This window comes from Clavibacter michiganensis (assembly GCF_021216655.1).
GTDB lineage: Bacteria > Actinomycetota > Actinomycetes > Actinomycetales > Microbacteriaceae > Clavibacter > Clavibacter michiganensis.
Window position 1 is genome coordinate 1823590 of sequence record NZ_CP080437.1, and the last position, 22346, is coordinate 1845935.

Consider the following 22346-nt stretch of genomic DNA (forward strand, 5'->3'; position numbering starts at 1 on the left):
GCGAGCGCAGATCCGACGCCCGCGAGCCCGTAGGATCGAGGGATCATGCATGCCGACCAGACCGTCACGACGTCGCCGTCCGGGATCACGCAGCGCCGCACGCTGCTGTCCGACGGCCGCGAGCTCGTCTACTTCGACGACGCCGACACGACCCTCCCGCCCGAGCGCGCCGCCGACGCCCGGCCCGCCGCACCCCGCCCGCCCACCGCGACGATGCGGCAGGACGTGCTCACGGGCGAGTGGGTCTCCATCGCGGCCGCGCGCCAGAACCGCGCGCACCTGCCGCCGGCCGAGCTGGATCCCCTCGCCCCGGCGACCCCGAGCAACCCGTCCGAGATCCCGAGCATGTACGACGTCGCGGTCTTCGAGAACAAGTCGCCGTCCTTCGGGCCCGCGCTCGCCGACACCGCGGGGGTGGACGCGCCCGTCGACGACGACGACCTCACCGCGATCGGCCTGGAGCGCACCCGCACCTCGGTCGGCCGCTGCGAGGTCGTCTGCTTCAGCCCCGCGCACACCGGCTCGTTCAGCGGCCTCACGCCGTCGCGCGCCCGCACCGTCGTGGAGGCGTGGGCCGAGCGCACCCGCGCCCTCTCGGCGATGCCCGGCATCCGCCAGGTGTTCCCGTTCGAGAACCGCGGCGAGGCCATCGGCGTGACGCTGCACCATCCGCACGGGCAGATCTACTCGTACCCCTACATCACGCCGCGCACGCGCCGGCTCGTCGAGTCGATCGAGCGGTTCGGGCCGGGGCTGTTCCAGCGGATCCTCGAGACAGAGCAGGCGTCCGAGCGCGTCGTGCTGCGCGGCGAGCACTTCACGGCGTTCGTGCCGTTCGCGGCGCGCTGGCCCGTGGAGATCCACCTGCTGCCCCACCGCCACGTGCCCGACCTCGCCGAGACGACGGAGGCCGAGCGCGACGAGCTCGCGACGATGTACCTGGAGCTGCTCCAGGGGATGGACCGGCTCTACGACACCCCGACGCCGTACATCTCCGCCTGGCACCAGGCGCCGGTGGACGCGCACCGCGACGAGATCCGGCTGATGCTGCAGATCACGTCGCCGCGCCGCGCGGCCGACAAGCTCAAGTTCCTTGCCGGATCCGAGGCGGCCATGGGCGCCTGGATCGGCGACGTGCCGCCGGAGAAGGCGGCCGAGATGATCCGGAAGGCAGTGGAGGACGCATGACCGACATCCGAGACGACGTGCGCGAGGGATTCCGCGCCCGCTTCGAGCGCGAGCCGCACGGCGTGTGGTCCTCGCCCGGGCGAGTGAACCTCATCGGCGAGCACACCGACTACAACGAGGGCTTCGTGTTCCCGTTCGCGATCGACCGCCGCACGGTCATCGCGCTCGCGCCGCGGGACGACGACCGGATCCGCCTCGCCAGCTCCTTCTCCGACGAGGTCGTGGAGGCGCGCCTCGCCGACCTCACCGGCGAGCGCATCGACGGCTGGCAGGCCTACCCGCTCGGCGTCGCCTGGGCGCTCGGCCAGCGCGGGGCCGACCTCGCGGCCGTCCCCGGCTTCGACGTGTTCATCGACAGCGACGTGCCCGTGGGCGCGGGGCTGTCGTCGTCGGCCGCGCTCGAGGGATCCATCGCGCTCGCGCTCGACGACATCTGGCGCCTGGGCCTCGACCGGCCGACCCTCGCGGCGGTGGGGCAGCTCGCCGAGAACGAGATCGTGGGCGCGCCGACCGGGATCATGGACCAGTCCGCGAGCCTCCTCGGCCAGCAGGACGCGGGCGTGTTCCTGGACTGCCGCTCGCTCGACGCCGAGGTCATCCCGCTCGGGCTCGAGGCGGCCGGCCTCACCATCGCCGTGATCGACACCCACGTCGCCCACGCGCACGCCGACGGCGGCTACCGCGCGCGCCGCGAGTCGTGCGAGCAGGGCGCGCGCCTGATGGGCGTCGCGTCGCTGCGCGACCTCGCGGTCGACGACCTGGTCCGCGCCCGCGAGGTGCTCGACGACGAGACGTTCCGCCGCGTGCGCCACATCGTCACCGAGAACCAGCGCGTGCTCGACACCGTGCGCGCGCTGCGCGAGGAGGGCCCGCGCGCCATCGGCGAGCTGCTCGACGCGAGCCACCGGTCCATGCGCGACGACTTCGAGATCAGCGTCCCGGAGCTCGACCTCGCGGTCGAGGTCGCGCAGAACGAGGGCGCGATCGGCGCGCGCATGACGGGCGGGGGCTTCGGCGGATCCGCCATCGCGCTCATCGACGTCGACTCGCTGTCGCGCCTGCAGGTCGCCATCGACGGCGCGTTCGCGGAGCACGGCTACACGGGGCCGACCGTCTTCACGGTCACGCCGTCGGACGGGGCGAAGGCGGAGCAGTAGGGGCAGGCCCCCCCTAGGCTCTGCGGCACGCGGATGCGCCCGTCCGCCTGACCGCGCGGCCTACCCTGGCGGCATGACCGTCGATCCCCAGGCCACCGTCCGCGCGCTCCCCGGATCGCCCGCGCCCGACATCGCGCCCGACGTCCTCGTGGCGGCGGGCGCGCGCGTCGTCGGGCGCGTGACGCTCGCCGCGGGATCCAGCGTGTGGTTCAACGCCGTGCTGCGCGCGGAGGCGGCGGACATCCGGATCGGCGCGCGCTCCAACCTCCAGGACAACGTCAGCTGCCACGTCGACGCGGGCTTCCCGCTCACGGTCGGCACGGGCGTGAGCGTCGGCCACAACGCGGTGCTGCACGGCTGCACGATCGAGGACGACTGCATCGTGGGCATGTCCGCCACGGTGATGAACGGCGCCGTCGTCGGCCGGGAGTCGCTCCTCGCCGGCGGCACCGTCGTGCTCGAGGGTCAGGTGATCCCGCCGCGCTCGCTCGTCGCCGGCGTGCCCGGCAAGGTGCGGCGCGAGCTCACCGACGAGGAGGTCGCGGGGCTCCGGGCGAACGCCGACCACTACGTGGAGAACGCCCGGTTGCACGCGGGCGCGATCCCCACGCCGGCCGTGCTCCTGGGCGCCGAGCGCGTCGAGGCGACGGGGCCCGCACGCGAGGAGGGGACGGCCTGACCGGCCGTCCCCTCCTGCATCACCGCCGCACGCTCGAGTCGAGCGCGGTCGCGGCGAGCGCCGTCAGCCGCGGAGCTCGGCGGCCAGGCGCGCGTCGCGTTCGGCGGCCTGCACCACGTTGGCGAGCAGCATCGCGCGGGTCATCGGCCCGACCCCGCGCGGGTTCGGCGACAGGTGCCCGGCGACCTCGGCGACAGCCGGATCCACGTCGCCCGTGAGGCGCGCCTTCCCGGTCTCGGGATCCACGACACGCGTGATCCCGACGTCGAGCACCGCGGCGCCCGGCTTGACCCACTCGGGGCTGATGAGGTGCGCGACACCCACGGCCGCGACCACGATGTCCGCCCGGCGGACCTCCTGCTCGAGGTCGCGCGTGCGGGAGTGCGTGAGCGTGACGGTGGCGTCGAGGCCCTTGCGCGTGAGCAGCAGGCCGAGCGGTCGTCCGACCGTGAGCCCGCGGCCGACGACGACCACGTGCTGGCCGGCGATCGGCACCTCGTACCGCTGGAGCATCTCGACGATGCCGGCGGGAGTGCACGGCAGCGGCGAGGTCAGCTCGCCCTGCACGCCGAGCACGAGACGCCCGAGGTTGGTGGGGTGGAGACCGTCCGCGTCCTTGGACGGGTCGATGAGCTCGAGCATGGCGTTCTCGTCGATGCCCGCCGGGAGCGGCAGCTGCACGATGTAGCCCGTGACGGCCGGATCCGAGTTGAGCCGCTCGATCGCCAGGCGCACGTCGGCCTCGGTGGCGTCGGCCGGGAGGTCGACGCGGATGGACTCGATCCCCACCTCGGCGCAGTCGCGGTGCTTGCCCGCGACGTATGCGCGCGATCCCGGGTCGTCGCCTACGAGCAGCGTGCCGAGCCCGGGGACGAGGCCCTGCTCGCGGAGTGCGCGGATCCGCACGGCGAGCTCCGACTTGACGGCCGACGCGGTGGCGACGCCGTCGAGCACGACCGCGGTCACTGGGTGAGGCCCTCGTAGAGCGGGAAGCCGTCGGTGAGCGTGAGCACGCGCGCACGCAGGGCGGCGAGGTCGCTGCCGGGCTTCAGGGTCTCGGCGATGATGTCCGCCACCTCCGTGAACTCGGTCTCGCCGAAGCCGCGGGTCGCGAGCGCGGACGTGCCGATGCGGACGCCGGAGGTGACCATCGGCGGGCGCGGGTCGAACGGCACCGAGTTGCGGTTGACCGTGATGCCGACCTCGTGCAGCGCGTCCTCCGCCTGCTTGCCCTCGATGGGCGAGTTCCGCAGATCCGCGAGCACGAGGTGCACGTCCGTGCCGCCCGTGAGGACCGAGACGCCGGCCTCGGTGGAGTCGGCCGCGACGAGGCGCTCGGCGAGGATCTGCGCGCCCTGGATGGTGCGGCGCTGGCGGTCCGCGAACTCCTCGGTGGCCGCGATCTTGAACGCCGTGGCCTTGGCCGCGATGACGTGCATGAGCGGGCCGCCCTGCTGGCCCGGGAACACGGCCGAGTTGAGCTTCTTGGCGAGCGCGGTGTCGCGGCTGAGGATCACGCCGGACCGGGGGCCCGCGAGGGTCTTGTGCACGGTGGAGGAGACGACGTCCGCGTACGGGACGGGCGAGGGGTGCACGCCCGCGGCCACGAGGCCCGCGAAGTGCGCCATGTCGACCCAGAGCTTCGCGCCGACCTCGTCGGCGATCGACCGGAACGCGGCGAAGTCGAGGTGGCGGGGGTACGCCGACCAGCCCGCGATGATGACCTGCGGGCGGTGCGCGAGCGCCTTCTCGCGCACGACGTCCATGTCGATGAGGAAGGTGTCGGGATCGACGCCGTACGCCGCCGCGTCGTAGAGCTTGCCGGAGAAGTTGAGCTTCATGCCGTGCGTGAGGTGGCCGCCGTGCGCGAGCTCGAGGCCGAGGATCGTGTCGCCGGGCTGCGCGATGGCGGCGAGGACGGCGGCGTTGGCGGTGGCGCCCGAGTGCGGCTGGACGTTCGCGAACTCGGCGCCGAAGAGGCTCTTCGCGCGGTCGATGGCGAGCTGCTCGGCCACGTCGACGAACTCGCAGCCGCCGTAGTAGCGGCGGCCCGGGTAGCCCTCCGCGTACTTGTTGGTGAGCACGGATCCCTGCGACTGCAGCACCGCGCGCGGCACGAAGTTCTCGCTCGCGATCATCTCGAGGGTGCCGCGCTGACGCCCGAGCTCCTGCTCGAGGACGGCCGCGATCTCCGGGTCGACCTCGGAGAGGGGGGCGTTGAAGGACTGGTCGACGGGCATGGGACTCCTTGAGCACGGTGGACGAATGGATGCGTCGTGGCCCAGGCGTACGGCCACCAACCGTGTGAGTCGCTCCCCGATGGTGACCCATCCGAACGCCAGTCGCGACGGGTCCGATCCTACCCGTGCGGGCGCGCGCCCGCGAGGCGCGCGGCCACCCGGGACGCGCCTGCACCTGGCCGCCGAGCGAGGAGATCCGAAGGGCACGAACGGTTCAGACGGTCTCAGGCGCCGCCCGCCCGTAGGATCAGGGGGTCGGGCGACGGTGCCCGCCGGATGCGGAGGAAGGACCGAGCATGGGGAGCGCAGCGCTCACGACCGATCCCGCGGAAGGCGGACGCGACCGCGACGACGCGCGCGCGGACGACGCGTCCACCCACGAGGACCGCGCCCTCGCCGACCCGGCCGCCGCGCCCCCGTTCGACCGGGACGCCATCGCCGCCGACCTCCGTCCGCTCGTGGGCGACGACGCCGACGCGCTCGCGGACGCGCTCGCCGACGACCTCTGCGAGGTGCGCCCCCGCCGCACGCCGACCGACGGATCCCCCGACGGCCTCGACCTCGACCGCCGCACGGGCGGCGTCTGCTACGTCGACCGCTACGCCGACGACCTCCGTGGCCTCGCCGCGAGGATCCCCGCCCTCCGCGACCTCGGCCTCACGCACCTGCAGATCACGCCGGTCGCCGAGCCGGCCGCCGCAGACGCCGATCCCGCAGCGCTCCTGGCGCCGGGCGTGCGCGTGCGGGCCGGCCTCGGATCCGCCGCCGACCTCGGCGACCTGGCCGACGCCCTGCACGACGGCGGTCTCGCGCTCGCGGTCGACCTCTCCCCCGCCGACGCCGACGCGCCCCTCGCCGACCGGATCCGCGGCGCCGTCCGCGAGGCCGCCGCCCTCGCCGCCGTCGGGGCCGACGTGGTCCGGGTGGATCCCGCCGACGTCCTCGGCGAGCACCCCGACGCCGACCGGGCCGCGCTCCTCCGCGTCATCGCCGCCCTCGGCCGCCGCGCCTCCCCCGCGCTCGCGCTGGCCGTCGCCGCCGACGCCGACCCCCGAGGATCCGCCGAGCTGCTCGACGGCGACGCCGTGCGCCTCGCCGACGACCCGGCGCTGACCGCGCTCGTCTGGGAGGCGCTCGCCACCCGATCCGCCGCCCTCCTCGGGCGCGCCCTCGAGCACCGCGGCGACGTGCCCGCCGGCTCCGCCCGCACCGCGCGCGTCCGCAGCCACGACGCGCTCCGCTTCGCCTTCGACGACGACGACGCGCGCGCCCTCGGCATCGACCCGGACGAGCACCGCCGCTTCCTCGCCGAGTACCACGTGGGCGGGTTCCCCGGCAGCCACGCGCGCGGCATCTGGCACCCGGGCGGCGCGGTCGCCGGCACCACGGCGTCCCTCGCGGGCCTCGAGCAGGACGACCCGGGCGCGGTCGAGCGGATCCTGCTCGCCCACTCCATCGCGCTCAGCACGGGCGGCCTGCCGCTGATCGTGCTCGGCGACGAGGTCGGCCAGCTCAACGACTACGGCTACGACGACGTCCCCGCGCACGCCGACGACAGCAGGTGGGTGAACCGCCCGCTCTACCCGTTCGAGCGCTACGACCAGCGCGACGACCGCACCACGAGCACGGGCGTCATCCACGCCGGGATCCGCCGGCTCGTCGCGGTCCGCCGCGCCACGCCCGCGCTCGGCGGCACGCGCGTCGTCGGCTTCGACGCGAACGACCCCCACGTGCTCGGCTACCAGCGCCCGCACGACGACGGCACGGTCCTCGTGCTCGCGAACCTCGGCGACGAGCCGGCGACGGTCTCCGCGGAGACGCTCGGCGGGTTCGCGGAGCACGCCGTGGACCTCGTGCGCGACGAGCGGCTCCGCCTCACCAAGGGCATCGTCCTCAGCCCGCGCACGTTCGTCTGGCTCCAGGCGACTCACGACCTCGCGTGACACACTCGCGGTCACTGGCGGGTCGGCACGGAGGAACGGCATGAGCGACGAGGGACGCGGCACGGACGAGCCCAGGGAGGGCGCGCGCGCCGCATCCGGGTTCGCGTGGCCCATGTGGGTCAACATCGGCTGGATCGCGCTCGGCGCGTGGCACGTGCTCGCGCCCGTCAACGACGCGTCCGGCTGGCTCGGCATGTTCCAGATCGGCGTGGGCGCGTTCGGCATCATCGCCTCGCGCCGCCGTGCGCGCCGTCTCGCCGAGGCGGAGGCGGAGGCGCTGCCGCTCGAGGAGGCCACGCGGATCCCCGCCGACGTCGACGACGAGCGCGCCCGGCTCGACGAGGCCGCCGCCGCGCACGCGGAGCTGGACGCCCGCCTCCGTGCGCTCGCGATGCAGCTCGAGCAGCCCGGCACGCCGGGCGCGGATCCCGACAAGCCCGAGCCGCCGCACCAGTCGACCGGCCGGGGCCGGGGCCGGAAGGACCGCGCGCGCGAGGCCTGGCCCGACGACCTGCCGCCCGTCGCCCGCTGGTAGCGGCGGCCACCGCTCGTCAGCTCACGCCGATCAGCTCGCGCGCGTCACCCCGCGAGACATGATCGCCGACGTCAGCGCCTCGATGGAGGCGCGCGGCCCGGCCGGGTTGTCCATCAGCACGTAGTCCACCTCGTCGAGCTCGGGCAGGCCGAGCCGCGAGGTCACCTTCACGAGGTCCGTCGGGATCAGCGCCTGCGGCAGCACCGCGACGCCCATGCCGGCGCGCACCGCGGCGAGCACCCCGTTCACGTCGCGCGTGCTGCACGTGATCCGCCAGGTGCGGCCCTCCCGCTCGAGCGCGTCCATCGCCATCTGCCTGCTGATGCTCGGCGCGCGGTACGCGATGAGCGGCACGGTCGCGCCCGGCTCCACCAGCGTGCGCTCGAGCCCGACCCACACCATCCGGTCGCGGCCCACGAGGCGCGCGGTCGGCTGCTCGTCGACCGTGGTCTTGGTGAGGATCAGGTCGAGCTGGCCCGCGAGCAGCCGCCGGTGCAGCGGTCCGCTCTGCGTGACCGTGAGCTCCAGCTCGATCTGCGGGTGCAGCTGCCGGAAGTGGCGGAGGATCCGCGGCAGCTGCGTGATGGCAAGGTCGTCCGCGGTGCCGAAGCGCAGGCGGCCGCTCACCTCGGATCCGCCGAAGTAGCTCTCCGCCGCCCGGTGCGCCGCGAGGATCGTGCGCGCGAAGCCCGCCATGGCGTCGCCCGCGTCGGTGAGGCGCATCGCCCGGGTGTCGCGCGCGATGAGCGTGCGGTCGACGGCCCGCTCGAGCCGGCGCACCTGCTGGCTCACGGTCGGCTGGCTGATCCCGAGGCGCGCGGCCGCCTGCGTGAAGCTGCGGGTGTCCGCGACGGCGAGGAAGGTCGCGAGCAGGGTCGGATCGAGCACGGCGCCTCCCGGTCATTCGAGAACGTGATGCCACTCATCATGTCGAGACGGGATCCGAATGGGAAGCCCGCGGGTAGCGTCGACGACGGCTCGACGCCGAGCCGCATCCATGCAGAACCGACGCCACCCATACGCAACCGCCACCGCAGGAACACCGTGACCCCGCCGAACGCCTTCCCCCCGACCGCCCCGCTCCCGATCCAGACCCGCCGCCCGCCGTGGCGCCACACGCTCATCGCCCTGAGCGTGCCGAACTTCCGCCGGTTCACGGCCTCCAACGTCATCGCCATGACCTCGGGCTGGATGCAGCGCATCGCCCAGGACTGGCTCGTGCTCGAGCTCACCGGCAGCGTGACGGCGGTCGGCATCACGGTGGCGATGCAGTTCGCGCCGATGCTGTTCTTCGGCCTGCTCGGCGGCGTCATCGTCGACCGGTGCTCGAAGCGCATGCTGATGATGATCACGCAGGGCACCTACGCGGTCCTCAGCGCGCTGCTCGCCGTGCTCACGCTCTCGGGCGCGGTCGAGGCGTGGCACATCTTCGCCATCGCGTTCGCGACCGGGCTGGTGACGGTGATCGACAACCCGGCGCGCCAGGTGTTCGTCACCGAGATCGTGGGGCAGCAGCACCTGCGGAACGCGATCAGCGTCAACTCGTCGGTGTTCCAGCTCGGCGGCATGGTGGGGCCCGCGCTCAGCGGGATCCTGCTGCTCGCGGTCGGCGCCGGCTGGTCGTTCGCGATCAACGCGCTCGCGTGCGTCGTCGTCGTCCTCACGCTCTGGAGCCTGAAGACGCGCGACCTGATCCGCATCCCGCCCGCCCCGCGCCGCCGCGGCCAGCTCGCGGAGGGTCTCAGGTACGCGCGGTCGAAGCCGACCATCCTGTGGCCCGTCGTGCTCGTGGCCGTGTTCAGCGTCTTCGGCCTCACGATGCCCGTGCTGCTCGCGGCATTCGCGAGCCAGGTCTACGACGTGGGCGCGGGCGGCTACGGGTTCTTCAACTCGATGGTGGCGATCGGCGCGCTCACGGGCGCGCTGCTCTCGACCCGGCGCGCGACCGTGCGGCTGCGGACCATCGTGGTCGGCGTCGGGATCACGGGCCTGCTGCAGGCCGCCGCGGGGCTCATGCCCGGGATCGCGCCGTTCGCGGTGCTGCTCGTGACGGTCGGCATGGCGTCGCTGCTGTTCCAGACCGCGGCGAACTCGCTCGTGCAGCTCTCCAGCAACGTGGCCATCCGCGGCCGCGTGATGAGCGTCTACGTGCTCGTGCTGCTCGGCGGCCAGGCCATCGGCGGTCCGCTCATGGGCGGGATCGTCGAGGCGTGGGGCGTGCACGCCGGCATGGTCGTGTCCGGCGGGATGCCCGCGCTGGCCGCCGCGGTGGTCGCCGTGATCCTCGCCCGCCGCGGCCAGCTGACCCTCGAGGTCGTGGTGCGCCGGCACGTGCCGCGCGTTCGGATCACGCCCCGCACGCCGGGCGCCGGGCGCCCCCGCGTCGCCGGAGCGGACGAGGGGACGACCGGCGGGGGGCTCAGCCGCGCACGTCGATCGCGCGGTGGCGCTGCTGCACGCCGGCCGGGCCGTACGGGTAGTCGGACACCACGGGCGCGCTCACCGCGCTGAGCGACGCGATCTCGTCGGCCGTGAGCTCGAGGTCGGCGGAGGCCATGTTGTCCTCGAGCTGCTCGACGGTGCGGGCGCCGAGGATCACGCTGGTCACCGCCGGCTGCGCCTCGAGCCACGCGAGCGAGACGCGGGCGGAGCTGGATCCGTGCGCGTCGGCGATGCGGCGCACCTCGTCGAGGATCGCCCACGTGCGCTCCTGGCCGTTCCGCGGCGTGAACGCCTCCATGCCGCGCTCCGGGTCCTCGCCGAGGCGGGTCGCGCCGGTGGGCGTCTCGTCGCGGCGGTACTTGCCCGTGAGCCAGCCGCCCGCGAGGGGCGACCACGGCAGCAGGCCGATGCCCGCATCCAGCGAGGCAGGCACGATCTCCGACTCGATCTCGCGCACGAGCAGCGAGTACTGCGGCTGCAGCGTGACGGGCGGCGTGTACCCGAGGGCCTTGGCGAGCCCCACGGCCTTCGTCAGCTGCCAGCCGAGGTAGTTCGAGAAGCCGTAGTACGAGATCTTGCCGGCGCGCACCGCGTCGTCGAGGAAGCGCAGGGTCTCCTCGAGCGGGGTCACGGCGTCCCACGCGTGCATCTGGTACAGGTCGATCGTGTCGACGCCGAGGCGGCGCAGCGAGTCGTCGAGCGCACGGGTCAGGTGGCGGCGCGAGGTGCCGACGTCGTTGTTGCCCTCCCCCATCGGGAAGCGGCCCTTCGTGGCGACGACGAGCTGGTCAGCCTCGGTCGGGTGCGCCGCGAGCCAGCGGCCGACGATTTCCTCGGAGACGCCCGACGTGTAGACGTCCGCCGTGTCGATGAACGTGCCGCCGCCGGCGACGTACGCCTCGAGGATGCGCCCCGAGGTCTCCTCGTCCGCCTCCGCGCCGAAGGTCATGGTGCCGAGCGCGTATGTCGAGACGACCGCGCCGCTGTTCCCGAGTTTCCGGTACTGCATGTGGTTCCTCCATCGGATCCGCCGCGGGCGTCCCTGCCCGCGGTCCTCGTCCAGCTTGCACCGCCCGGGCACGCAGCGTGACCGCGGGCCTCCCCGGGCCGCTCGGTACCATGGCGGCATGTCCGTCGACGAGCTCTCCAGCGCCGCGCAGGACTACCTCAAGCTCATCTGGTCGGCGACCGAGTGGACCGACCAGCCGATGACCGTCAGCCGCCTGGCCGATCGGCTCGGGATCCGGCCCGCCACCGCGTCCGACGGGATCCGCCGCCTCACCGCGCAGGGCCTCGTGGAGCACCGGCCCTACGGCAGCATCGAGCTCACGGACGACGGGCGGCGCCACGCGATCCAGATGGTGCGGCGCCACCGGCTGCTCGAGACGTTCCTGGTGGAGGTGCTCGGCTACGGCTGGGACGAGGTGCACGACGAGGCCGAGGTGCTCGAGCACGCGGTGTCCGACGACTTCGTGGCGCGCATCGACCAGCACCTCGGGCACCCGTCCCGGGATCCGCACGGCGACCCCATCCCCTCGGCCGACGGCGAGCCGCACCTGCCCGACGCGACCGTGCTCGCGGACGCGGCCGCCGACCGGCCCATGCGCGTGCGGCGGATCTCCGACGAGGACCCGCGCCTGCTGCGCGAGCTCGCCGAGCACGGCATCGGGCTCGACGCGACGCTCGTGCGCGAGGCCGCATCCGGCTCTCCCGGCGCCGTGCGCGTGACGGTCGACGGATCCGCGGCGAGGCCGCTCACGCCCGCCGCCGCCTCCGCGGTCTGGGTCTCCGACGCCGGCTGACGCCCGGCCCGCCCGCGTGCGTCAGCCCGTGAAGGTCAGCACGACGAGCGCGACGTTCAGCACCACCACGAGCGACACCGCTACCCATGCCGCGATGCGCGTGAGCGGTCGGTCGACGTGCTCGCCCATCACGCGCCGGTCGCCCGTCAGGCGGATCAGCGGGACGAGCGCGAACGGGATCCCGAGGCTCAGCACGACCTGGCTGATCACGAGCGCCGTGGTCGGGTCGACGCCGATCGCGAGGATCGCGAGCGCCGGGATCAGCGTCACCACGCGCCGCGCGAGCAGCGGCACCTTCACGTGCAGCAGGCCGCCCATGATCGCCGCGCCCGCGTAGGCGCCCACCGAGGTCGACGCGAGCCCCGACGCGAGCAGCCCGACCGCGAACACCACGCCGACGACCGGACCGAGCGACGCCGTGATGGCCGCGTGCGCGCCCTCGATCGAGTCGGTGCCCGGCACGCCGCCGAGGCTCGCGGCCGCGATGAGGAGCATGGAGATGTTGACGGCGCCGGCCACGGCGAGGGCGGTGATCACGTCCCAGCGCGTCGCGGTGAGGAGCCGCTTCAGCACGCCCGGGTCCCTCTGCACGCCGTGCCGGTCGCGGCTGAGGGAGGAGTGGAGGTAGACGGCGTGCGGCATGACGGTCGCGCCGAGCATGCTCGCGGCGAGCAGCACGCTGTCCGGCCCGTCGAAGCGGGGCACGAGCCCGCCGGCGATGCCGGATCCCGACAGCGGGCTCACGACGAGGCCGGTGAGGAAGCCGACGGTGATCACGAGGAGGAGCGCGCCGATCACGAGCTCGAACGGCCGCTGCCCGTGCCGCGACTGCACGGCGAGGAGGCCGATGGAGACGAGGCCGACGATCACGCCGCCCGCGACGAGCGGGATCCCGAACAGCAGGTGCAGCGCGATCGCCCCGCCGATGACCTCCGCGACGTCGGTCGCCGCGGCGATGAGCTCGGCCTGCACCCAGAACGCGCGGCGGCGCGTGGTCGGCAGCCGCTGGCCGAGCAGCTCCGGCAGGCTGCGGCCCGTGACGAGCCCGAGCTTCGCCGACTGGTACTGCACGAGCACGGCGATGAGGTTCGCGGCGACGAGCACCCACACCAGCAGGTAGCCGTAGCGCGCGCCCGCGGTGAGGTTCGCGGCGACGTTGCCGGGATCCACGTACGCGATGGCCGCGACGAACGCCGGCCCCAGCAGGAGCACGAGCCGCGGGCCCGAGACGGGCCGGCGCGCGCGGGCGCGCTCGGGGGCGGTGCGGGTCATGGCGGCCTCTCCGTCGAAGTGTTAGCCGAGGCTAACATCTGTTCGCGCACACGCGGAAGGGCCCGTCCGGAAGCGGACGGGCCCTCGGGTCCTGCGGGTCGTTCGGGCGCGGCGAGCGCCCGCGCGGCTCAGCTGGCGATGCGCCCCGGCGCGAGGAACGCGGAGTCGTCATCGGCCTCGCCGCGCACGATGCGCACCCACTGCGCGAGGAGCGCGGCGCCCGCCTCGTCGTGTATGAGGTCGCCCGCCGTGAGCACGGGGTACGGCGTCGCGGGGATCCCGTCGGCGGGCCGCACGTCGACGTGCGCGACCTCGTGCCCGTTCTCGTGCAGCCAGCGCGCCATCGCGTAGTCGGTGCGCGAGTCGCCGACCGTGCGCCAGCGCAGCGGCAGCGGGCCGCCGTCGGCGAGGAGCTCCAGGGCGCGGGCCGCACCCAGGTCCTTGCCGAGGCGGATCGACTCGACGTCGGTCGAGATGATGGTCGGATCGACGCGCACCTGCACCTCGCCGTGCGCATCCGGCACCTCGACGCCCTCGAGCACCGAGCCGAGACCGTGCGCCGTGAGGATCTCGACGGCGCGCGCGTCGAGGTCGGGCTGCAGCCGGAGGTAGTCGGCGGAGGAGACGCTCGTGAGCTGCTCGACCGAGACCATGGCGTGCTTGGTGGTGTCGAAGAACATCGAGTCGGCGAAGCGCTCGGCGACGAGCCGCTCCATGTCGCGCATGTAGGCCTCGGGGAGCGCGAGCGACCGGTCGACGTGCACCTCCCCCGCGCCGTCCGCCGTGATCGAGAACCAGGACGCGCCCTTCTCGCACACGGCGTGCACGCGCGCCCCCGCGGGGAGACCGGCCGCGAGCAGGGGGCCGACGACCTGCTCGCGGATGAAGGCGTCCGAGCGGCCCGTGTTGAAGACGACCGGGACGCCCGCGGCCGCGAGCTCCACGAGGTCGGCGGCGATGCTCGGGATGGCGAGGGTGCGGGTGATCGGGCTGGCGATGGGGCCGTCGACGTCGAGGAGGAGGCCGAGGGGCGCGGGGGTCGTGGTCACGGCTCCCATCCTCCCGCAGGCCGAGGGCGCGCCGATGCGACTGGGGAGGGCGGTCGGATCAGGCGGCGGCGCGCGCGGCGGCCGCGCGACCCCGGGCGGCGCGGCCCGCGGATCCGATGACGAGCACGACCGCCACCGCCATCACCGCGAGGAACGCCCCGGGCAGCGACGCGATGCCGAGCCCGTCGAGCAGCGCGCCGCCCACGAGGGCTCCGCCGCCGATCCCGACGTTGAACGCGGTCGTGTAGAAGGAGCTCGCGGTGTCGCGGAACGACGGGTGCGCGGCGTGCAGCATGCGCGTCTGCAGCAGGGTCGGGATCGCGCCGAACGCGAGGCCCCAGAGGAGGAAGCCGGGGATCGCCACGGCCCAGAGGCCGGGTACGAACGCGAGCGCGCTGACGCCCGCCGCCGCCGCCGCGAGCCCCGCGAGCACGCCCAGCTGCGGGCGGCTCGCGAACACGGTGCCCGCGACGAGGAGCCCGACCGCACCGGCGATGCCGTAGCCGAAGAGCATGGCGCTGAGCTGCTGCTCGGGGATCCCCATCACTCGCGTGACGAACGGGTCGACGTACGTGTAGAAGCCGTAGTGGCCGATCATGATCACCATCGCCGTGAGGCACACGAGGAGCACCCCGCCGAGGCCCTGCCCGGCCATGCGCTGCCGGATCCCGACGCGACCACCCGAGGGCGCGTCGACCGGCGCCGCGCGCTCGGGCCGCCCGACCGCCGGGAGGAAGCGCCAGACCAGCACGATGCCGAGGAGCGTGAGCACGCCGATCCCCGCGAACGCCGCCCGCCAGCCGAACGCCTGCCCGGCCGCGGTGCCGACGGGCACGCCGAGCACGAACGCGAGGCTGCCGCCGCCGACCGTGAGCGCGACCGCCCGGCCGATGAGCGCGGGCGGCACCAGGTGCGCCGAGTAGGCGCCGACGACCGCCCAGAACAGCCCGTGCGCGAGGCCGCCGAGCACGCGCGTCGCGGTGACGAGCTCGAAGGTGGGCGCGAGCGCCGTGAGGAGGTTGCTCGTCGCGAAGACCGCGAGCACCGCGAGCAGCAGCGCGTGCCGCGGGACCCGTCGGGTGAGGGCCGCGAGCGGCGCGCTGGAGACGACCACCGCGACCGCGAACACGGAGACGAGGAGGCCGACGCGCGACTCCTCGACGCCGAGGTCGCCGCTCATCTCGCTGAGGAGGCCCGTGGGCAGCATCTCGCTCGTGACGCTGAGGAACACGCACGCGGCGAGCGTGAGGATCCCGACCCAGGGGAAGCGGAAGGACGGGTCGACGCCCGGTCGCGGTCGGCGGCGTCCGGCACGCTCGGCGCGCTCGAGGTCGGGCAGGAAGATGGGGGAGGTGTTCGTCATGGAGACCCACAGGACGTCGACGGCGGGAGTGCTCCCGGGGCCGGCGGGATCCGCGCAGCCAGGGAATAGCCTAGACGGATGACCGATCAGGCCACCCCCGCGCGCGCGCCGCACCGCGTCCTCGTCTTCTCCTGCGACGACCGCCCGGGCATCGTGCACGCCATCGCGGGCGCGATCGTCGAGGCGGGCGGCGACATCACCGAGTCGCAGCAGTTCTCGAGCGCCGACACGGGACGCTTCTTCATGCGCCTGCAGATCCAGAGCGCGGCCGACGACGACCGGCTGGCCGACGCGCTGGCCGCGGTCGTCGAGCGGTACGACGCGACGTGGCACCTCGACGAGGTGGGCCGGCCGCTGCGCACGCTCGTGCTGGGATCCACCGCCGAGCACTGCGTGAACGACCTGCTGTTCCGGCAGCGCGCGGGCCAGCTGCCCGTCGAGATCCCGCTCGTGCTCAGCAACCACGGGAGGCTGGCCGACCTCGCGGGCTTCTACGGCGTGCCGTTCGAGCACGTGCCCGTCAGCGACGACGCGTCGAAGCGGGCGTTCGAGGAGCGCGTGATCCGCGCGGTCGAGGAGCACGACATCGAGCTGGTGGTGCTCGCGCGCTACATGCAGATCCTCTCGCCCGAGCTCTGCGCACGGCTCAGCGGCCGGATCATCAACATCCACCACTCCTTCCTGCCCGGCTTCAAGGGCGCGAACCCCTACAAGCAGGCGCACGCGCGCGGTGTCAAGCTCATCGGCGCGACCGCCCACTTCGTCACGAGCGACCTCGACGAGGGCCCGATCGTGGAGCAGAACGTCGTGCGGGTCGACCACTCGCGCAGCGCCCGCGAGCTCATGGCGATCGGCCAGGACGAGGAGTCGCGCACCCTCACGCAGGCCGTGCGCTGGTTCGCGGAGCACCGAGTGCTGCTCGACGGCGCGCGCACGATCATCTTCCGCTGACGCGCGCGGCGGGACGCCGTGGCCGCCGGGTCAGCGCGTGCTGATGGTCCGGTACTTCCGCACGGCCAGCGGCACAGCCACCACGAGCAGCACCCCCGCCCAGATGAGCGTCGTCGCCACCGGGTTCTGCAGGGTCCACGCGTCGGGGACCGGCGTGCCCGCGGGCACGTTGCCGAACAGCTGGCGCGCGGCCAGCACGACCGAGGAGACCGGGTTGTACTCGGCGAACACCCGCAGCGGCGTCGGCAGGGAGTCGCTCGGCACGAACGCGTTGCTGATGAACGTGAGCGGGAACAGCACCAGGAACGAGGCGTTGTTGATCACCTCCGGGCTGCGCACGCTCATCCCGAGGAACGCCATCACCCACGACAGCGCGTACGCGAACAGCAGCAGCAGGGCCACGCCGGCCAGCGCCTCCAGGAGGCTGGAGCGCACGCGCCAGCCCACCACGAAGCCGGTCGCGAGCATCACCACCATGGAGAAGACGTTGATGAGGAGGTCCCCGTTGGTCCGACCCACGAGAACGGCCGACGGGCTCATCGGCAGGGTCCGGAACCGGTCGATGATCCCGTCCTTGAGGTCGTTCGCCATCGCCGAGCCGGAGTAGGTCGACCCGAAGACCACCGTCTGGGCGAAGATGCCCGCCATGATGAACTCCTTGTAGTCGCTGCCCGGGATGTCGATGGCGCCCGCGTAGACGAAGCTGAACAGCAGCACGAACATGATCGGCTGGATCAGCGTGAAGACGAGGATGTCCGGCAGCCGCTTGATCTTGATGAGGTTGCGGCGCGTGGCGATCCAGCCGTCGTTCAGCCATGCGGCCGCCGTGGCGGGCTCCTCGGGACCGGCGGCCCCCGCGCGGGCGCGGCGCTCGACGGCGGTCACGGCGCCGCCGTCCCCTGCGCTCCGCCTGCGACGCGATGGGCGGCGGCATCCGGCCCCCCGCCGCGCAGGTGCCCTGCCCGGGATCGTCGCCTCCGTCGTCGTCGTCCGTCGCGGTCCCGTGCCCGGTGAGCCGGAGGAAGACGTCGTCGAGCGTCGGGCGCCGCATCCCCGCGTCGTGCAGCTCGATGCCCGCCTCGGTCAGGCGCCCGACGACCGCGGCGAGCGCTCGCGGACCGTCGTCCACCTGCACGGACAGCGTCCGGCCGTCGGAGGAGACGGCGGGTGCGGTCGTGCCCGCGCGCTCGAGGATGCCGCGCGCCTCCGGCCCGTCGGCGTCGTCCACGAGCGCGACCTCCACCCGGTGACCGCCGATGGAGCTCTTCAGCTCGTCGGCCGTGCCGCGCGCGATGACCGTCCCGCCGTCGATCACCGCGATGTCGTCCGCGAGCCGGTCGGCCTCCTCGAGGTACTGGGTGGTGAGGAGCACGGTCGTGCCCTCGGTGACGAGCTGCGTGATGACGTCCCAGAGGCCCAGGCGGCTGCGGGGATCCAGCCCGGTCGTGGGCTCGTCGAGGAAGAGCACGCGGGGGCGGGCGACGAGGGCGCCCGCGAGGTCGATGCGCCGGCGCATGCCGCCCGAGAACCCCTTCACCGCGCGGTCGCGCGCCTCGGTGAGCCCGAAGGCGCCGATGAGCTCGTCGGCCCGCGCCCGGGACGCGCGGCGGCCCAGGTGGTACAGCCGGCCGACCATGTCGAGGTTCTCGAACGCGGTGAGGTTCTCGTCGACCGCCGCGTACTGGCCGGAGACGCCGATCATGGCCCGCACCTCGGCGCCACGCGTGAGGACGTCCACGCCGTCGACCGCCGCCCGGCCGGCATCCGGGCGGATGAGCGTGGTGAGCACCTTCACGGCCGTGGTCTTCCCCGCGCCGTTCGGGCCGAGCAACCCGAGCACCGTGCCCTCCGGCACCTCGAGGTCGAGGCCCGCGAGCGCGTGCACGGTCGGTGCCCCGCGCGGGTGGTAGGTCTTGACGAGCCCCTCGGCTTCGATGACAGCCATGGCGCATGGTAATCCCGCGCATTTCCCCGCGCAATGGATCTCCGCGCGTCGGGTCGACGACGCCGGCCACGCGGAAGGGGCGGGCGCCTCCCGGCACCCGCCCCTCCGCGGTGGATCGCTACGTCAACCGGATCAGCGGCTCACGTAGAGGTACTTCGGCGAGCTGGCCTTCGCCGCGTTGGCGGCGTCGCCCGCGTAGGTCGCGGTCACGGTGTACCGGCCCTTCGCGTACGCCGGCAGCTCCACGCGGCCGGTGCCCGCCGCGTCCAGCGCGACCTCGAACGAGTCCGCGCCGACCTTCACGGTGACGGTGCCCGTGGGCGCCGCCTTCGCCGCGCTGTCGACCTTGACCGTGACGACGGCCTTCTGCGCGCTCGTGAGCACGGGCGGCTTGACGCTCACCGTCACGGTGCTCGCGAGCTTGATCACGACGGCCTCGCTGGTCGCGGTGCCCGTGGGTCCCGTGGCCGGCTTCGCCGTCACGACGACGGTGATCGACTTGCCCGCGACCGACGGCGAGACCTTGTAGGTCGCGCGCGTCTGGCCGGCGAGCGCCTTCCCGTCCGCGAACCACTGGTAGGAGAACTTCAGGCCCTCCTGGTCCCACGTGCCGGGTGACGCTGTGAGCGTCTGGCCGGCGGTGGGCGTGCCGGTGATCACGGGCGGCGCTGTCGCCGCCGGCGCCGGGATCGCGCCCGACTCGACGCGCACGTAGGTCAGCGCCTCCGTACCCGCGTAGGCGACCCGTCCGAGGTACGCGGTCTCGGGCGCGAGCCCGCTCCACGACGCCGTGTACGTGATCGGCTGGCTCTGCACCGCGTCGAGCGGGTTCGGGGACACCGTGAAGGCGCCCTCGTCCGTCGACTCGGACAGGTCGAACTGCGTGACGGTGAAGTCCTGCGTGGTCGCGCCCGCGGGGATCGAGAAGATGGACACGACCACGACGTAGTCGCCGGCCTCCGGGGTCTCGATGGTCACGGACTCGTCTGCGGACTCCGTCGCCGAGTCGAACTGCTCGACCGGCTCCCCGCCCTCGAGGCGGAACACCGAGAGGTCGAGGTCGGCCTTGTCGTCGGCCGAGTCGAGGTCGATCCGGGTCGCCAGCTGGCCGGCCGGGACGGTGGTCGCGTACTGGAGCTCCGCCTTGGCCGGACCCGTGCCCGAGATGGGCGAGGACGCGTCCTTCGGGTTCGAGTACACGCGGCCGGCGGTCAGGCCCTCCGCGGTGAGCGCGATCGGCCCGGTGGTGCCGGGCGTCACGGTCACGTCGACGGATCCCGTGATCCCCTTCCCCTGCACCTCGTCCGGCGCGGCGATGGAGACCGGGTTCACCGCGATCGGGCTGCGCACCGTGGTGTCGCCGTCGGTCCAGGTGAGGGATCCGGTGGCGTAGGCGTCGATGTCGGCCGTGGTGCGCGTGAACGCGACCTCGTACGACTTCGTCTGCCCCGCCTCGGTGAACTCGAGCGTCTTCGGGGTCACCTCGGCCGTGACGCCCGCGAGGCCCTGCACGCTCGCCGTGTAGGACCCGGCGCGCGTGGACGTGACCTCGCGCGTCACGGTCTCGGAGCCGGTGAGGGCGCCGATCGCGATGCTCGCCAGGTTGAGCTCCGACGGGTCGACCGGGTCGATGCCCGACGCGTAGCCGGTGGCCGCGAGGTACGCGAGCCAGTCGGCGCGGTCGTTGAGGTACAGCAGGCCGGGGTCGAGGTACCGGCGCGCGTCGACGTGGCCGGCACCCTGGGTGAACGGATCCGTGACCTTCCCGCCGTCCTCGTCCACCGTGTCGTACGCGGTGGTCATCATCGCCGACTTGATCTCGGCGGGCGTCGCCTTCGGGTGCTCGCCGAGGTACAGCAGCGCGAGGCCGGCCACGTGCGGGGCCGCCATCGAGGTGCCGGAGAGGAGCGCGAAGGTCGGATCCTCGCCCTCGGCGTTGTTGGTCGCCGCGATGATCGAGACGCCGGGCGCCGTGACGTCGGGCTTCAGGATGTCGCTGCCGTCCGCGAGCACCGGGCCGCGCGAGCTGAAGCCCGCGACCTGGGGCGTCGGGGCGGAGACGCCCGTCGTGTTGTCGGGCACCAGCGTGACGGTCGCGCCGGGCGTCGCCGCGTAGGCGGAGACGGCCGCGTAGACGTCGGCGTCGAGGTGGACGGTCGGCACGGAGTGCGTGTCGGCGTCGACCGAGTTCGGCGTCGGGTTGACCAGCACCATGCCGATGCCGCCCGCGCGCTCGACCTCGGCCGACTTCGCGACCCGGTCGAACGTGCCGCGCTCGCACAGCACGATCTTGCCGGCCGTCTTCGCGGGATCCAGCACGCCGGGCCCGCAGAGGGCCGGAGTGGTGGCTCCGGCCGCCGCGACGGACGCCGCCGTGACGAACGAGCCCGTGACGGGCTCCGTGACCGTGATGGACGATCCGGCGAAGGCCTGCCCGTCGCCGAGCTGGGCCGTGGCCTCGAAGTTGCCCGCGACCGTGCTCGCGGCGACCGTGGTGATCCACGGCGACGCGTTGTCGAGGGTCGACGCGCCGGGGCCGGAGTTGCCCGCGGAGGCCGCCACGAAGATGCCCGCGCTGGCCGCGCCGAGGAACGCGCTGTCGGTCGCGGAGAACGTGGTGCGCGCGGATCCGCCGCCGATGGAGTAGTTGATGACGTCGACGCCGTCCTTCGTGGCCTGCTCGATGGCGGCGACGAGGTCCGCTCCCGCGCAGCCGTCGTCCGTCTGCACGGCCGGGTCAGGACCCGACCAGCAGACCTTGTAGGCCGCGATCTTGGAGGCGGGCGCGACGCCCGAGATCTCCCCGAGGTCGTTGCCGTCGATGGTGGCCGTCACGTCCGCCTCGCCGGCGGCGGTGGATGCGGTGTGCGAGCCGTGGCCGTCGCCGTCGCGCGGGGAGACGTACTCGCCCGTCGCAGCCGTGCCGATGTTCTCCTGGCCGAAGCCCGTCACGAAGTAGCGCGCGCCCACGATCTTCGTGGAGCAGTCGGCCGCCGTGAACTGCTCGCCGGTCTGGCACGCGCCCCGGAAGGTGGTGCCGTCGCCCTTGGCGTACGCGATCGCGGATCCGTCGCGGTACGGCTCGGCGCCCGCCGTCGTGCCGAGCGGCTCGCCCGCGAACGCGGGGTTCTCGGGAGCGATGCCGGTGTCGATGACGCCGATGACCGCGCCCTCGCCCGCCTCCTCCTGACCGCCCGTCTTCGCCCAGACGCCGTCGGCGCCCGTGAGCCCGAGGAAGTCGGCCGCCGGAGTGGACGTGGGGTGGTAGATCCGGTCGGGCTCCACGGAGGCGACCTCCCGGTCGCCGGAGAGCTTCGACGCCTGCTCGGCCGTGAGGTCGGCGGAGAAGCCGTTGACCGTGAGGGAGTAGGAGTACTCGATGTCGGCGCCGACGCTGGCGGCCACATCCTCCTGCTGGTCCTCGAGGTAGTCGGTGTAGGCGACGACCGGACCGGCCTTCGCGTCGAGCTGCGCGCCCGACCGGGCCTGGGTCGCGGGGAGCCCGTCGACCCCGCCCCTGTAGGTCGCGGCGGCGTCGTCCGCGAGGGTGACGATGTAGCGGCCGTCCTCGAGCGCCGATGCCGGCGTCGCCACGGTCGGCGCCGGGGCCGCCATGGCCCCTGCTGCTCCGAAGGTGACGAGGCCGGCGGCGACGAGGGCGGTGGCGGCGACGGAGGCCGTCGCCCTGCGCAGGGATGATGCGCGGTCGGACTCCGAGCGGAGCCGGGGGGAGCGTGGGATCACGAACACGTCCTTCAAGTGGGGATGAGTGGCCCGCGC

General features: G+C 73.7%; 17 protein-coding genes, 1 pseudogene and 1 riboswitch. Of the genes and pseudogenes, 8 read left to right on the forward strand and 10 right to left on the reverse strand.

Translation table 11 applies throughout. The features are described 5' to 3' along the window. Positions 1–45: 45 nt before the first annotated feature. The 3 genes from galT to K0V08_RS08495 all read left to right on the forward strand — a co-directional run bounded on the left by galT (position 46) and on the right by K0V08_RS08495 (position 3024). Positions 46–1188, forward strand: coding sequence for a galactose-1-phosphate uridylyltransferase (gene galT, locus K0V08_RS08485; protein WP_079534939.1), 1143 nt, complete (start codon positions 46–48; stop codon positions 1186–1188). Then, on the forward strand, positions 1185–2345 hold the full coding sequence (gene galK / locus K0V08_RS08490; protein WP_079534941.1) for a galactokinase: 1161 nt from the start codon (positions 1185–1187) through the stop codon (positions 2343–2345). Before galT ends, galK begins: the two co-directional genes overlap by 4 nt. 73 nt (positions 2346–2418) lie before the next feature. Then, a complete protein-coding gene (locus tag K0V08_RS08495; RefSeq protein WP_079534943.1) occupies positions 2419–3024 on the forward strand; it encodes a gamma carbonic anhydrase family protein in 606 nt (201 codons plus the stop codon). Between the two features lie 63 nt (positions 3025–3087). Here the strand turns inward: K0V08_RS08495 and K0V08_RS08500 are convergent, their stop codons facing one another. Further along, complete coding sequence (locus K0V08_RS08500; RefSeq protein WP_079534945.1) at positions 3088–3990, reverse strand: bifunctional methylenetetrahydrofolate dehydrogenase/methenyltetrahydrofolate cyclohydrolase; 903 nt, start codon at positions 3988–3990, stop codon at positions 3088–3090. Beyond that, positions 3987–5264, reverse strand: coding sequence for a serine hydroxymethyltransferase (gene glyA, locus K0V08_RS08505; RefSeq protein ID WP_079534947.1), 1278 nt, complete (start codon positions 5262–5264; stop codon positions 3987–3989). Before glyA ends, K0V08_RS08500 begins: the two co-directional genes overlap by 4 nt. Before the next feature lie 32 nt (positions 5265–5296). Next, positions 5297–5380: riboswitch (ZMP/ZTP riboswitch) on the reverse strand. Between the two features lie 180 nt (positions 5381–5560). Here glyA and K0V08_RS08510 point away from each other — a divergent pair. Beyond that, positions 5561–7207 carry an alpha-amylase family glycosyl hydrolase gene (locus tag K0V08_RS08510; protein ID WP_079534949.1) on the forward strand — a complete coding sequence of 549 codons (1647 nt, stop codon included), beginning with the start codon at positions 5561–5563 and terminating at the stop codon, positions 7205–7207. Positions 7208–7247: 40 nt separating this feature from the next. After that, positions 7248–7742, forward strand: a complete 495-nt coding sequence (locus K0V08_RS08515; protein WP_079534951.1) for a hypothetical protein — start codon at positions 7248–7250, stop codon at positions 7740–7742. Between the two features lie 30 nt (positions 7743–7772). Here the strand turns inward: K0V08_RS08515 and K0V08_RS08520 are convergent, their stop codons facing one another. Next, positions 7773–8630 carry a LysR substrate-binding domain-containing protein gene (locus tag K0V08_RS08520; protein WP_012039214.1) on the reverse strand — a complete coding sequence of 286 codons (858 nt, stop codon included), beginning with the start codon at positions 8628–8630 and terminating at the stop codon, positions 7773–7775. Between the two features lie 156 nt (positions 8631–8786). Here K0V08_RS08520 and K0V08_RS08525 point away from each other — a divergent pair, with 156 nt between their 5' ends. Beyond that, positions 8787–10253, forward strand: coding sequence for an MFS transporter (locus K0V08_RS08525; protein ID WP_012039215.1), 1467 nt, complete (start codon positions 8787–8789; stop codon positions 10251–10253). Here the strand turns inward: K0V08_RS08525 and K0V08_RS08530 are convergent. Further along, the gene (locus tag K0V08_RS08530) at positions 10162–11193 is read right to left on the reverse strand and encodes an aldo/keto reductase (protein ID WP_079534953.1); all 1032 of its coding nucleotides are present in this window, start codon (positions 11191–11193) and stop codon (positions 10162–10164) included. The two genes, K0V08_RS08525 and K0V08_RS08530, sit on opposite strands and share 92 nt — an antisense overlap. Before the next feature lie 118 nt (positions 11194–11311). Between K0V08_RS08530 and K0V08_RS08535 the strand changes: the two genes are divergently transcribed. Next, positions 11312–11986, forward strand: a complete 675-nt coding sequence (locus K0V08_RS08535; protein WP_012039217.1) for a metal-dependent transcriptional regulator — start codon at positions 11312–11314, stop codon at positions 11984–11986. 21 nt (positions 11987–12007) lie between these two features. Here K0V08_RS08535 and K0V08_RS08540 read toward each other — a convergent pair whose 3' ends face one another. The 3 genes from K0V08_RS08540 to K0V08_RS08550 form a co-directional block, all read right to left on the reverse strand. After that, a complete protein-coding gene (locus tag K0V08_RS08540) occupies positions 12008–13258 on the reverse strand; it encodes an Nramp family divalent metal transporter (RefSeq protein ID WP_079534955.1) in 1251 nt (416 codons plus the stop codon). A gap of 128 nt (positions 13259–13386) precedes the next feature. Further along, entirely contained in the window at positions 13387–14316 is a 930-nt protein-coding gene (locus tag K0V08_RS08545) for a Cof-type HAD-IIB family hydrolase (RefSeq protein WP_043561052.1), read from the reverse strand. Positions 14317–14365: 49 nt separating this feature from the next. Then, a complete protein-coding gene (locus K0V08_RS08550; RefSeq protein WP_012039220.1) occupies positions 14366–15670 on the reverse strand; it encodes an MFS transporter in 1305 nt (434 codons plus the stop codon). A gap of 78 nt (positions 15671–15748) precedes the next feature. Here K0V08_RS08550 and purU point away from each other — a divergent pair, with 78 nt between their 5' ends. Next, positions 15749–16621 (forward strand): formyltetrahydrofolate deformylase, encoded by an 873-nt coding sequence (purU, locus tag K0V08_RS08555; RefSeq protein ID WP_012039221.1) that lies wholly within the window; start codon positions 15749–15751, stop codon positions 16619–16621. Between the two features lie 30 nt (positions 16622–16651). Here the strand turns inward: purU and K0V08_RS08560 are convergent, their stop codons facing one another. The 3 genes and pseudogenes from K0V08_RS08560 to K0V08_RS08570 all read right to left on the reverse strand — a co-directional run bounded on the left by K0V08_RS08560 (position 16652) and on the right by K0V08_RS08570 (position 22316). Then, positions 16652–17506 (reverse strand): ABC transporter permease, encoded by an 855-nt coding sequence (locus tag K0V08_RS08560; protein ID WP_012039222.1) that lies wholly within the window; start codon positions 17504–17506, stop codon positions 16652–16654. Positions 17507–17687: 181 nt separating this feature from the next. Further along, positions 17688–18566: pseudogene (locus K0V08_RS08565) on the reverse strand (ATP-binding cassette domain-containing protein); the annotation flags it as partial. 132 nt (positions 18567–18698) lie between these two features. Then, positions 18699–22316, reverse strand: a complete 3618-nt coding sequence (locus tag K0V08_RS08570; RefSeq protein WP_079534957.1) for a S8 family serine peptidase — start codon at positions 22314–22316, stop codon at positions 18699–18701. Positions 22317–22346 lie beyond the last annotated feature (30 nt).